Here is a 12,728-nt window from a genome sequence, read left to right as displayed (position 1 = left end):
AAATTAAGTGAATAACACATTCAACTACTACGATGAAGATATCTTTGCTCTTTTTGACTATGTTAAGTTGTATAGGCTGGAATGAAGTGCATCCGGTACGGCTAACACACATTACAACAGTAAAAAAGGGGTTGATACCCGGCGCCGACCAAACTGAAATGTATTTGCCTTACTTGAAAGCCAAAAAGATAGGCATGGTTGTTAACCCATCATCGCTTATTTCGGGTAAACCCAGTGTTGATAGTCTGAAAGCGCTTGGCGTAAACATTGTAAAAATATTTGGTCCCGAACACGGTTTTAGGGGCAATGCTAGTAACGGCGCACATGTTGATGATAGCGTTGATCCTAAAACAGGCATACCGGTAGTGTCATTGTACGGCAAAAGCGGCAAACCAGCGTCGGCAGACCTGGCGGGCATAGATCTGATGATTTATGATCTTCAGGATGTAGGTGCAAGGTACTTTACCTATTTGGCTACCCTGCACCGTGTGATGGAAGCCTGTGCCGAAAATAATAAAGAACTGTTGATTCTCGACCGCCCTAACCCTAACGGATATATGGTAGATGGCCCGGTGCTGAATATGAAACTCAAGTCGGGCATTGGTTATCATCCGGTGCCTATTGCTCATGGGATGACGGTGGGTGAATATGCACAAATGATAAATGGCGAAGGCTGGCTGGCTAATGCCGTAAAATGTAAGCTCAAAATTATAAAAGTAGCTCGTTATAAACACAGTATGCCCTATACACTTGCTATACCGCCATCACCAAATTTGAACACGCAACAGTCAGTGTTGTTATATCCGTCGCTGTGTTTGTTTGAAGGAACCATCATTAGCCAGGGCAGAGGTACTTATATGCCTTTCACAGTGCTGGGTAACCCGGATTTGAAGGGGAGATACGATTTTACCTTTACACCCGTTGGCATTCCCGGCATGAGCGAAACGCCGTTATTTCAAAATGTAGCCTGCTATGGCTTAGATCTTCGTCATTACAATACCGCCCAATTGCTCAAAAGCAAGCGATTAAATCTTAGCTGGCTACTGGAGATGTACAAAGCGTATCCGTATAAAGAAAAATTCTTCGATTCGAGCCAGAGCAAGCAGATTGGTAATTTTGATAAACTCGCCGGAACAACTGATTTGAAAGCGCAAATTATTGCCGGTAAGAGTGAAGAAGAGATTAGAAAAAGTTGGGAAGCTAATTTAACAAAGTTCAGGCACATGCGTCAGAAGTATCTTTTATATGCTGATTAGCGAACGCTCATATATAAGGGAAGGTGCCGGTATGTGTTTTTCGAGAAATCTGATTATAAGAGCATAAAACAGTATCATCGGCGATACCAGTGTTGTATTGTGTTAGGTGTGCATTAACCACTCAAATATTAAAATAGATGAATGACATAAGTAATTTGAAACGTTTGATAATTATGCTGATGATGGTATCCATAACCCGGTCTGCATCCGCACAAGTGTCGCAAGCCGAATCCGAGATCAGAGATATTATGAAAGAGCTTACCGCTGCTGGGATATCAGTAGCGGTGGTTAAAAATAATCACATTATTTATACGCATTCGTTTGGGGTATCGGATGTCGAAAGTCAAAAACCACTTACCGACGATAATATCTTTAGGATTGCCTCTATATCCAAATCTTTTTCCGCTACGTCAATTATGCAATTGATAGAGGCAAAAAAGTGCTCGCTCGATGATGATTTTAGTAATTTGGTCGGTTTTAAGGTACGAAATCCCAAATATCCCGATGTGGTAATCACCCTGAGAATGGTGATGTCGCACACCTCGAGTGTAAATGATAGTCAGGGTTATTTTACCCTAGATACCATTAATCCTGGCAAGAACCCCAATTTTGCCAAGTGTTATAATACATATTCACCAGGTGCCGGTTACGAATATTGTAATCTCAACTATAACATGGTAGGCGCCGTGATTGAGCGATTGTCAGGTGAACGTTTTGACCAGTACGTGAAGCACCATATACTGGATCCGTTGGGTTTGTATGGCGGTTACTGCGTAGATTCTCTTGACCATAGTCGCTTTGCAAAACTCTATGAGTATGATAGCGTATCAAAACAATTAGTTTATGCACCGCTGGCCTACAATCCACGCAGCCAGGAAGTGAAAAATTATTTGATAGGCTATGACACGCCCATCTTCTCGCCAACAGGTGGCATGAAAATCTCTGCTACCGACCTGGCCAAGTATATGATGATGCATATGAATTACGGTAAGCTCAATGGTGTACGCATTATTTCAAAGAAAAGCTCGCGAACTATGCAAACGAAAGTGTCGGACGGGGAGGGTGGATACGGACTGGCACTTCGTCATTCGCATGATTTAATTGAGCATAAAGACATGGTGGGACATACCGGATCATCTTATGGTCTCACCAGTGGTATGTTCTTTGAGCCAAAAGAAAAATTTGGAATCGTTGTGATCTGTAATGGCAGTAACCAAGCTTACTATCCGGGTAGTGATGATATTAATATGCTCAACCGTAAAACGATCAATGTGCTGTATAAGTATTTTATCAAATAGGGGCTCCCGGTCTGTTTGCACAATCTAATTTTAAAATTGCACAAACCCGTAATCATGATCGGTTATTGGAATCGTCTTAAACCAGGATATTATTGTATGGGCATGTACGTTCAAGGTGTCCAGGTAAGCGTTCCCGGCGAGATATTTCTCTCGGAGTGATTTGCCCGGCCAGCCGCGGTTGTTCCATCAGGCAGGTTCACTGCTTTTGCCTACAGAGGTATTGCACCGCTGCTCGCTTAGGGTAAAGCTCAGTAAATAACTATCAAACTGTTTTAGTATTTAAGTTAAATGGTAGCCTGCATTGGAAGAAAATTTCCTGTCAATTTCCCGGGACTAACAAAAGTTAAACAAACGTTGAAATGTTGTTACGCGATGTGAAGATGTATAATGTAATAATATAATAGAGTGCCTTAAGATTTTTTGGTGAGCATGAACGGTTGCCGTTAAAGATCATTTAAACTGAACGTCGATGTACAAGTATCTTCGGGTTGATATAGGAAAACAGGGGTTTGGTATAATATAATTTTGTGCGCATTACCCAAGGTTACCTTTGTAATGTTAAAAAATTCATCATTACATCAACCTTTCTCTTTGGAGAATATCCTTTACATGAAATCAAATTTACTATCCGGCAAAGTGGTTCTTCGTCTATTCTTAATCACTCTTTTAATACTTACTAATGCGGTATTGACTCACGCCCAAAAAAACAAAGCATTCAACCCGGCAGCTGCCAAAAAACAACTAGGCTTGCCGCCAACCAAAGTGATGGTGCTAGGGGTATGGCATCTTGATGCAGCTTCCAGTAAGTTTCAGACAGCCTGGCTGGAACCTGTTTTATGTCGCTTGCGGGCCTACAATCCCCAAGTCATTCTGACCGAAGCCTTACCCGGTGAGCAAGTGATGGGACTGGATGCTTACGCAGCTTATCATGGAGATGCCGGAAAGTATGCCGGACCAACCCTGGAAATGGCTAAAACAGCTCAAGCCGAGCTCCATCTCAGCGCAGCTGAAGCGTTGGTTAAGGCAGATAGTTTAGCTGAAAAGGGATCGCTGAGCCCGGCTCAGCGGAGGCGCCTGGCAGCGCTGTTTGTTGCTGCGGCCGAGCCTTTCTCTGCAACGGTTCAATGGATGCGCCTGGGGGCCGGTGACCGGATAGCTCAGGACGGCATATCGGCTTCGCTGGCTAAGCGTTTAACCCGCTTTGCCGAATTGCGCAGTGAACTGTCATCCATAGCGGCCAGGGTGGCCGCTGATGTGGGCCTGGAACGCGTTTATGGGGCAGGCGATCATGCCAGCGATGTGGCATTGCCGGACAATAAAGACATGCAGGCAGCGGTCAATGCGGAGCCGGGCCTTAAGGAACTTTTTAATCATAACACGAAGGCTTTTCACGCCTTTCGGGAAGATACCATGAAACTGAGTTCTGCAGAGCAAGTGATGCCGATGTTCAAGTGGAAAAACTCGCCTCGCTTTGCTGAAATGGATGCCGATGCGCAATGGTTTTCTATGCTTCGAAGTACCAAAATGGGCCGGCTGGGCCGTCAGCGCGTTGCGGCATGGGAGGCGCAGAACTTACAAATGGCCGTAGCTATACGCGAGGCAACCGCAGCCATTGCCGGAGGCCGTGCGCTACTGGTAGTGGGTGCAGCGCACAAGCCATTTATTGAAGCTTACCTGAGGATGTTTACCGATATTGAAATTGTATCGGTACCTGACCTGCTCAATTCTGCTCCAGCCGGCTGTGCTAGTTGAAGCCTTAAAGGGGCACTTTAACTGCTTTAAAGAGCCGCGTTACCTAAATGGGACAATCTCTAGGGTAAGAAGTGACTACAGCGTGAACAAAATTTCGAGCAACTAGCTGCCGGCCTATTGAGGTTTAAGCAATATTTACAATATTTAACGACGCATCTTTCGCTGTTTTATATCATCCCTCAATTATGCGCTTTAAATTACGAGAAGCATAGGTCATCAAACGGACTGACTAACACATGGCTCATAAGGACGAAATCAGCGTAATGTATAGATACATTCATGGGCCGCTGCATGTAGAAGGATATTACTTTGTGCAGTAGGATGCTGACCAGTGTACTCCACGACTTTAATTCCAATCGTCTTGCTGGCTTATACTCGTCAGATAAAGAGAGTAACGCGGACACCATTTAATACCAATGTAGTTCAAAGAAGTTGCTGTACCTCATTTATTTCACGGCACGCTGCGTGAAATTGATAACCCTTTATATAATTATGATTTACCATAGATTGAGTTGCGCAGATACGGTGCCGTTTTGCTTTGGTCGCTCTTAGCAACATCTTTAGGAGTACCTTGAGCCACTATGGTGCCTCCTTGGTCACCAGCACTGGGACCAAGGTCAATCACCCAATCACTGTTGGCAACCACTATCACATTCAATAGCAATCACCGTTCTGTTTCGGATCTGTTCATGACCGGGGCGGCTAAGTTTACTATTGCCAAACACCGGGTTTAATTAAAGTTACCTGTACTATCTAACAAGTTGGCTTTTTCTCTTTTCCACGTCAGCGCTGTAAAAAATATAGATAGTACACAAGCTACTATAATTACATAAAAAGATGCACTCCAACCAAAACGGTCTATGACCTGACCGATAGCAATATTAGCAAATAATGCACTGCCCATATACCCAAAAAAACAGGTAAGGCCGGCCGCCGTTCCAGCTGCCTTTTTGGGCACTAAATCAAGGGCCTGTACACCTATCAACATTACCGGGCCATAAATAAGAAATCCAATAGAGATTAACGAGGCGTTAGCTATTAACAAATTATTAACCGGGCATTGCCAATACACCAGCACAGCCATAATGATGAGCAACATATATATAATGGTGGCTGGTGCACGCCGCCCCTTAAATATTTTATCGCTCATCCAGCCACAAATCAGTGTACCGGGGATGCCTGCAATTTCGAAGTAGGAATACGACCAGCTGATATCTTTTTGGGTTAAATGTTTTACCTCTGTTAGATAAGTAGGAGCCCAGTCCTGAATACCTTGCCTTATCAGATACACAAATGCATTAGCAAAAGCTATATACCACAACAGGCGGTTATTAAAAACGAAATTGAAAAATATTTCCTTCGCTGTTAATTCATTTTCATGAGAGGATGAATAATTTTTAGGGTAGTCATTTTTGTAAGCTTCTATCGGTGGCAGCCCCACTGATTGTGGCGTATCGCGTACCAGTAAAAAAGCGATGAAAGCAAATGCCAAAGCTACGCACCCGGGGAGATATAACTTGCTTTGCCACGATGCCAAAAGGACAATAGCTAAATAGACTACTGCGCCCATTAATGCACCGCCCACATTATGTGCACAGTTCCAGACAGACATGGTGCGGCCGCGTTCTCGGGTAGAAAACCAATGCACGACCACCCGGCCGCATGGCGCCCAGCCCATGCCCTGAAACCAGCCATTAATTAATAATATGGCAAACATGATTATTACCGATGAAGTAGCCCACGACATGGTTCCCATTACAATCATACAGATTGCTGATAATAGTAAGCCAATACTCAAAAAGTACCGTGCGTTGCTGCGGTCAGACAGATTGCCCATTAAAAACTTACTTAAGCCGTAAGCAATACCTCCGGCTGATAAGGCAAATCCTAAACTTGATTTTGTGTACCCCAGTTTTACCAGGTCGGGCATGACTAACGAAAAGTTCTTCCTGACGAGGTAGTAACCAGCATATCCTAAAAATATGCCGATAAATACTTGCCAGCGCATAACCTGATATTTTTCGTCAACCTGATTTTCCGGCAGTGGCGTTTGATGAGCTGCGGGCGAAAATATGTTTATCATTATGTATCTGTTTAACAATTAGGCATTTAACAAATGGGGCTTTGTAGTCAAAGTCTTCCATGAAAATTCGCCAAATATGGTGTTTCCCCAGGCAAACCATTTGCGCGTAAAATCGGCCGGGTTGTCTTGGTTGAACGTTTCGTGAATAAAGCCGGTGCCGGCATGCGTAGCTTTTAGCATAGCAATGCAATGCCTGATCTCGGCATCGTTAGTGCTGGTTAGCCCGCGGGCAATGATGCCCAATGGCCATACCATATTGTCGCGGCCGACGTGCGGGCCACCCGTACCTTCAGCCATATTTCCCTGGTAGAAATAAGGATTACTGCCCGATAATACAAAGCGGCGTGTGTTTTGGTAAACCTGGTCCTGGACTTTAAGCGCATTTAAGTAAGGCAGGGATAGCAAGCTGGGTAGGTTAGCATCATCCATTAAATTATGGTTGCCATATCCGTCCACCTCAAAGGCATATATCTTTCCAAACGTTGGGTGCCGAACGATGGCAGATTGGCGCAGCGCTTGATGAACTTCGGTCGCCAGGTTCTCCAAATTAGTGGCCAAAATGTTATCTTTAAAAATAGCATTGACTATTTCGGCAGCTTGTTTTAAGCTTACTACGGCAAAAAAGTTTGACGGTATCAGGAAGGGAAAAATGGTGGCATCATCACTGGGCCTGAACATTGAGCAGATAAGGCCGTTGGGTTTCACGGGAAAACCATAGCCTTTCATCGGCAATGTGCCGATAGCGCCTTCAGTTGCCCGCTGAAAATGGTACGGTCCGTGATCGGTTTTGCGTTGTTGTTCTTTAAAGGTTTTCAAGATGAGCTGTACAGACTCCTTCCAGTTGGCGTTAAAGGGTTTAACATCGCCCGTTTCTTTCCAGTAACGGTATGCCAGCCTGATAGGGTAACACAACGAATCAATTTCCCACTTACGCTCATGAATGCCAGGTTTCATATCAGTACGGTCACTGGCCCAGCGGCTTACTTTCGACGTGTCTTTATAAAATGCGTTAGCATAGGGGTCTTGCTGTATGAAGTAAGTTTGTCGGTTGATGACGCCTGCAATCAGTTGCTGAAGTTTAGTGTCGTTTTTTAAAAAAGATAAGTAAGGCCAAACTTGGGCCGAACTATCACGAAGCCACATCGCATCAATGTCGCCGGTAATTACATAGGTATCGGGCGCACCATCTCTGTCGGCAAAAAAAACAGTTGTATCTAAAGTATTTGGGAAACAATTTTCAAAAAGCCAGGCCAGTTCTTTGTCTTTTACCTTCGATTTAAACTTTGTAATAACATCCTCTATAGCGGTACTGGTAAAGTTACGTTGAGCTAAAGGCGGCCGCTTACTTTCAAAAGCTAAACCTTGAGCGAATAAGGATTTATTGAAAAGCAAGCTGCCCGTAAGCAATCCTGCATTTTGCAAAAAGGTACTTCTGCGCATAGTCTGTTTTTATTGATCGAAATAAAATGATTGTTTATTGAAGAAGCAGGTATAAACCAGCCGCTAATGCCCCGCCCGCTAACGGTCCGACAACTGGAATCCAGGCATAGCCCCAATCGCTTGTGCCTTTACCTTTAAGGGGTAGTAAGCTGTGTATCAGCCGCGGCCCCAGGTCACGCGCCGGATTAATTGCATAACCTGTTGTTCCGCCCAGCGATAAGCCAATAACCCAAACCAGTAAAGCTACCGGTAAAGCACCTACGGAGCCTAAACCTATAGGCACTTTTGTAGGTGTAACTTCGGCTCCAGAAATATACATGATAGTGAAAAGCAGTACAAACGACCCGATCACTTCACTGGTTGTGTTGGAGATGTAATTACGCACAGCCGGCCCTGTACAAAATACCGCCAGTACATGATCTGGGTTTTTAGTGCGCCTAAAATGATCAAAATACATGAGCCAAACCAAAACGGCACCTGCCGCTGCGCCTAATAGTTGCGCCAGTACATAAGCCGGCACCATTGCCCAAGCAAATTTTCCGGTTAAGGCTAAAGTAAGCGTAACAGCCGGATTAAGATGCGCTCCGCTATAAGGGCCGGCCACAACTACACCTACAAATACGGCAAGGCCCCACGCCGTCGTAATGACAAGCCAGCCGCTGTTATTTCCTTTTGTATCTTTTAATAATACGTTAGCAACCACGCCATCGCCTAATAAAATAAGTAGCATAGTGCCGATAAATTCGGCAATAAAAGGAGACATATGTCGAAATTTTAGAGTTAAAGTTTGTTTACAGATGTCTGCCCGCCGTTAGCCCAAGATTGGGCAGTGTATACAGCACGTTTCCAGCCTTCTATTTTGGTCTGCACATCAGTTAGGTCCTCACCGGGCATAAATTTCTTTTCCACTGTCCATAGCTGCTGAATTTCGGCGATATCTTTCCAAAAGCCTACGGCCAAACCGGCTAGGTAGGCCGCTCCTAATGCTGTAGTTTCTACAATGTGGGGGCGTATAACATTACAGTTCAATATATCTGCCTGAAACTGCATTAATAAGTCATTTCCGGTTGCACCGCCATCTACCCGCAACTCCTTAATACTGGTACCTGCATCGGCTTCCATGGCTTTCAAGACATCCCGGGTCTGGTAAGCAATTGCAGCCAGTGCAGCCCGGGCAATATGCCCCGCTTTGGTCCCCCTGGTAAGCCCGGTAATGGTTCCTCTGGCTTCCGGGTTCCAGTACGGGGCACCCAAGCCGGCAAAAGCAGGTACAAAATATACACCACCGGTATCGTCAACACTCAAAGCCAGTTGCTCAATTTCGGCTGCTGTTTTAATTACACCCAAACCATCGCGCAGCCACTGTACAACGGCGCCGGCAATAAAGATACTTCCTTCAAAAGCATATTGAATTTGGTTGTTAATTTTCCAGGCAATGGTGGTAAGTAAGTTGTTTTTCGATTCGATGTATTGGTCGCCAATATTCATCAGCATAAAGCAGCCTGTGCCGTAGGTGTTTTTAACCATAGCTCTGTCAATGCACATCTGCCCGAATAAAGCAGCATGCTGATCGCCGGCTATACCCGCAATAGGGAGGGGGCTGCCAAAAAAGGTGCTGGCGGTATAGCCGCAAACTTCACTGGATTGCTTTACTTCGGGTAGTAAACATCTTGGGATATCCATCAACGAAAGCAGCTCATCATCCCATTGCTGCGTTTGGATGTTAAAAAGCATGGTCCGGCTGGCATTGGTGATATCGGTAACATGTTCCCGTCCTTGTGTAAATTTCCACACCAGCCAACTATCTACCGTACCAAACGCCAGTTCGCCGCGCTCTGCCTGCATACGCGCTCCAGCTACGTTATCTAATATCCACCGGATTTTTGAGCCCGAAAAATAGGCGTCTATCACTAAGCCGGTTTTTTCGCGAATCAAATCGCTATAACCTTCCTGTTTTAATTGATCACAGAAGGGGGCCGTGCGGCGGTCTTGCCATACAATTGCATGGTAAATAGCCTCGCCGGTTATGCGGTTCCATACTATGGTAGTTTCGCGTTGATTAGTAACACCAATTGCTTTAATTTGGCTACTATCTAAACCTGCCTTTGCAATAACCTCGGCAGCCACACCAGCCTGGCTCGACCAGATTTCGTTAGGGTCATGCTCTACCCAGCCTGGTTTGGGAAAATGCTGTTCAAATTCTTTTTGCGCCAGCGCAATAATTTCACCGGCATGGTTAAATAAAATAGCACGTGAACTGGTTGTTCCCTGGTCAAGGGACAAAACGTATTCTTCCATAAAAGTAGGATTACAGGTTATTGCTTCTTTAAAATTGGCAGTACGCGATTGGCTCAGTGTGTGTAATTACTTCAATACATAGTTTTCGGCGATCTGATTAAATGCTTCAACTTGCTGCCGTTGCCACTCGCGATCTTTGTTTAGTTGACCGGCCATCAATTCGGCTACGGCCGGAGCCATTTGTATAGCTAAACGGGCGTTTAAAAACAGTAAGCGCACGCGCCGGGCTAGTATATCTTCTACTGTTCGGGCCATTTCGTTTCTAACCGACCAAATCACTTCTGCCCGGGTATACTCATCATCAGGGTGCACACGGTGCGCCCAATCCGTATTTTCTTTAGTTAATATTTCGATAAAATGCCTGTCGGCACCATATACATACCAGTGCGTGCTGTAATCCGGCTTAGGTAAGCTTCCGTGAATAGCTAAGTTTGCGGTTTTACTTGGTCCAGGTTTAAGCTTCCCTGTTTTAACGGCAACGTTTACTACATCCTCACCCATCCGGCGATAGGTTGTCCATTTGCCCCCGGTAATAGTAACTAAGCCGGTATCGGAGGTCATTATTTTGTGACTGCGCGAAATCTCTTTGGTTTTAGATGAGCCCTTTTGCGGCGCGGCTAATGGACGCAGGCCTGCAAATACACTAAGTACATCGCGGCGGGCAGGAACTTTTGTAAGATACTGACCAGCTGTTTCTAAGATAAACTTTATTTCATTTTCGAGCGCTATAGGCTCCATATTGCTTTCTTCAATCAGCGTGTCTGTTGTGCCTACCAGCAATTTACCGTGCCATGGCACCGCAAACAGCACCCGGCCATCAGATGTTTTAGGAATCATTAATGCATCCTCAGCTGGCATAAACGAGGCATCAAGTACCAGGTGCACACCCTGGCTGGGCCTAACTATAGGCTTTTTTTCAGGTGCATCCATACGCAGTATCTCATCCACAAAAATGCCGGTGGCATTAATTACCGTTCGGGCTTTAAACGTATAAGTAATGTCTGTTTCTGCATCAACGGCTTTTACACCGGCAACTTTGCCATCGGCATCTTTTTCGAGCGTAATAACCTTTACATAATTAAGCACTACCGCACCTTGCTCAATAGCGGTCTGTGCTAAATTTACTGCCAGTCGTGCATCATCAAACTGTCCATCGTGATATACTACGCCTCCGTGCAGATTTTTTTTCTGTATAGTAGGCAAACGTTTTAAAACTTGCTGTTTGTTAATATGCGCCGCCCGACCAAAACTTAACTTACCTGCCAGCATATCATACAAAGTAAGGCCTATGGTGTAAAACACCCTATCCCACCAGCTATAGTTTGGGATAATGAAACTTTGGTTTTTTACCAGGTGCGGTGCGTTTTTGAATAGCAAACCACGCTCTCTGAGTGCTTCGCGCACCAGTGCAATATCACCCTGGGCCAGATAACGTACTCCACCGTGCACAAGTTTTGTAGCCCGGCTCGATGTACCTTTAGCAAAATCTGCCTGTTCAAGTAACAAGGTTGATAAGCCCCGGGTGGCTGCATCAACGGCGGCACCTAAACCGGTGGCACCACCACCAATGATAATTATATCCCAAATCTTATCCTTAACCGAGGCTAAATGCAGATTCACGCCGCGCGAAAAGGAATTGGTCGTTATTGCAAGGCTTTTATTATCCGTATTATTCATCTTCTCTGTTGCAGCAGGCTTAATTGAGTAATTTATACAGGTTAGGGTAATCAGAAATTAATCCATCCACCGCCAAAGATTTAAGGACTTTCATTTCCTCGACGGTATTTACCGTCCAGGGAATCACCTTGATATTTTTTTGATGACAAAATTCAACATCCTCGTGATGCACGATGTGGTAATTAGGGCTGTAGTAGGCAGGTTTAAAACTTAAATTTGACAAGTTTTTTTCAGCATCGCCGGTTTGCACTAGGTAGGATAAAGTAAAATCAGGATATTTTTGATGCATTATTTCGAGCATTTCGGTATCAAACGACTGTATGATTACCCTGCGCTGGATATGCTTTTCTTTAAGCAAAGCAACCATTGCCTTTAATAAGGCCTCGCGGTAACCACCGGTCAAATTTTTCCCTTTCGGCAACTTTGCCTCAATGTTGTAAGCCGGAAGCTTATAGTGCCTGGCTTTTGCATAGGTTTCTGCAGTGTCAATTAACCGGGTTAGCAGCGGCATACTTACCTTGATGCTTTTCTTTTGCGGGAAGGCAGGATTAAATTTAGTGCCTACATCATATTTTTCAATGTCCTTATAACTTAACAGGGGCAAACTTAAATTAGACTCGCTGGCTTTAGAAACGGTATCGCCTGTGGGGGTTAACGCTATGGCTGAGGGTATATGGTCTTCGTGCGAAACTACTAACTGTTGGTCGTGCGTCAGGTAAACATCTAATTCCAGATCGGCACCTAAGTCAAGCGCGTTTTTCATGGCGGGAATGGTATTCTCGGGCATCAGACCCCGGCCTCCACGGTGGGCTTGTAAAATTATTTTAGACTGTGCCCTGGATAGATTACCTATACCCAGCATCAGGCACATAAGCAGTATGAGTGTGTGAAAATTTTTTGCGTTGTGCATATCAAAAACAAATG

9 protein-coding genes are annotated in these 12,728 nt (G+C 44.8%); 3 read left to right on the top strand and 6 right to left on the bottom strand.

What is annotated here, in order from left to right; translation table 11 throughout:
• Nucleotides 1-32: 32 nt before the first annotated feature.
• The 3 genes from AAGR14_RS17120 to AAGR14_RS17110 all read left to right on the top strand — a co-directional run bounded on the left by AAGR14_RS17120 (nt 33) and on the right by AAGR14_RS17110 (nt 4,306).
• Nucleotides 33-1,256: a DUF1343 domain-containing protein gene (locus tag AAGR14_RS17120; protein WP_342645457.1), complete on the top strand. Its 1,224-nt coding sequence runs from the start codon at nt 33-35 to the stop codon at nt 1,254-1,256.
• Between the two features lie 137 nt (nt 1,257-1,393).
• Nucleotides 1,394-2,554: a serine hydrolase domain-containing protein gene (locus tag AAGR14_RS17115; RefSeq protein ID WP_342645456.1), complete on the top strand. Its 1,161-nt coding sequence runs from the start codon at nt 1,394-1,396 to the stop codon at nt 2,552-2,554.
• 609 nt (nt 2,555-3,163) lie between these two features.
• Entirely contained in the window at nt 3,164-4,306 is a 1,143-nt protein-coding gene (locus AAGR14_RS17110) for a DUF5694 domain-containing protein (protein ID WP_342645455.1), read from the top strand.
• Nucleotides 4,307-5,036: 730 nt separating this feature from the next.
• On the opposite strand, the gene glpT is transcribed toward AAGR14_RS17110, so the two are convergent.
• From glpT to AAGR14_RS17080, 6 genes are all read right to left on the bottom strand, one after another.
• Nucleotides 5,037-6,389: a glycerol-3-phosphate transporter gene (glpT, locus tag AAGR14_RS17105; protein ID WP_342645454.1), complete on the bottom strand. Its 1,353-nt coding sequence runs from the start codon at nt 6,387-6,389 to the stop codon at nt 5,037-5,039.
• A gap of 18 nt (nt 6,390-6,407) precedes the next feature.
• On the bottom strand, nt 6,408-7,829 hold the full coding sequence (locus AAGR14_RS17100; protein WP_342645453.1) for a glycoside hydrolase family 125 protein: 1,422 nt from the start codon (nt 7,827-7,829) through the stop codon (nt 6,408-6,410).
• Nucleotides 7,830-7,863: 34 nt separating this feature from the next.
• Complete coding sequence (locus tag AAGR14_RS17095; protein WP_342645452.1) at nt 7,864-8,592, bottom strand: MIP/aquaporin family protein; 729 nt, start codon at nt 8,590-8,592, stop codon at nt 7,864-7,866.
• A gap of 17 nt (nt 8,593-8,609) precedes the next feature.
• Nucleotides 8,610-10,127: a glycerol kinase GlpK gene (glpK, locus tag AAGR14_RS17090; RefSeq protein ID WP_342645451.1), complete on the bottom strand. Its 1,518-nt coding sequence runs from the start codon at nt 10,125-10,127 to the stop codon at nt 8,610-8,612.
• A 66-nt stretch (nt 10,128-10,193) separates the two neighbouring features.
• Nucleotides 10,194-11,804, bottom strand: coding sequence for a glycerol-3-phosphate dehydrogenase/oxidase (locus AAGR14_RS17085; RefSeq protein ID WP_342645450.1), 1,611 nt, complete (start codon nt 11,802-11,804; stop codon nt 10,194-10,196).
• Between the two features lie 19 nt (nt 11,805-11,823).
• Nucleotides 11,824-12,714 (bottom strand): glycerophosphodiester phosphodiesterase family protein, encoded by an 891-nt coding sequence (locus tag AAGR14_RS17080; protein WP_342645449.1) that lies wholly within the window; start codon nt 12,712-12,714, stop codon nt 11,824-11,826.
• Nucleotides 12,715-12,728: the final 14 nt, after the last annotated feature.

Origin of the sequence: Mucilaginibacter sp. CSA2-8R, assembly GCF_038806765.1 — a bacterium.
Lineage (GTDB): Bacteria > Bacteroidota > Bacteroidia > Sphingobacteriales > Sphingobacteriaceae > Mucilaginibacter.
This window is presented reverse-complemented; position numbering and strand designations above follow the sequence as displayed.

Bases quoted from the DNA above. Each gene is read 5' to 3' on its own strand.
- AAGR14_RS17115 (WP_342645456.1), top strand. From the start codon at position 1,394: ATGAATGACATAAGTAATTTGAAACGTTTGATAATTATGCTGATGATG.
- AAGR14_RS17100 (WP_342645453.1), bottom strand. From the start codon at position 7,829: ATGCGCAGAAGTACCTTTTTGCAAAATGCAGGATTGCTTACGGGCAGC.
- AAGR14_RS17120 (WP_342645457.1), top strand. From the start codon at position 33: ATGAAGATATCTTTGCTCTTTTTGACTATGTTAAGTTGTATAGGCTGG.
- glpK (WP_342645451.1), bottom strand. From the start codon at position 10,127: ATGGAAGAATACGTTTTGTCCCTTGACCAGGGAACAACCAGTTCACGT.
- AAGR14_RS17080 (WP_342645449.1), bottom strand. From the start codon at position 12,714: ATGCACAACGCAAAAAATTTTCACACACTCATACTGCTTATGTGCCTG.
- AAGR14_RS17085 (WP_342645450.1), bottom strand. From the start codon at position 11,804: ATGAATAATACGGATAATAAAAGCCTTGCAATAACGACCAATTCCTTT.
- AAGR14_RS17110 (WP_342645455.1), top strand. From the start codon at position 3,164: ATGAAATCAAATTTACTATCCGGCAAAGTGGTTCTTCGTCTATTCTTA.
- glpT (WP_342645454.1), bottom strand. From the start codon at position 6,389: ATGATAAACATATTTTCGCCCGCAGCTCATCAAACGCCACTGCCGGAA.
- AAGR14_RS17095 (WP_342645452.1), bottom strand. From the start codon at position 8,592: ATGTCTCCTTTTATTGCCGAATTTATCGGCACTATGCTACTTATTTTA.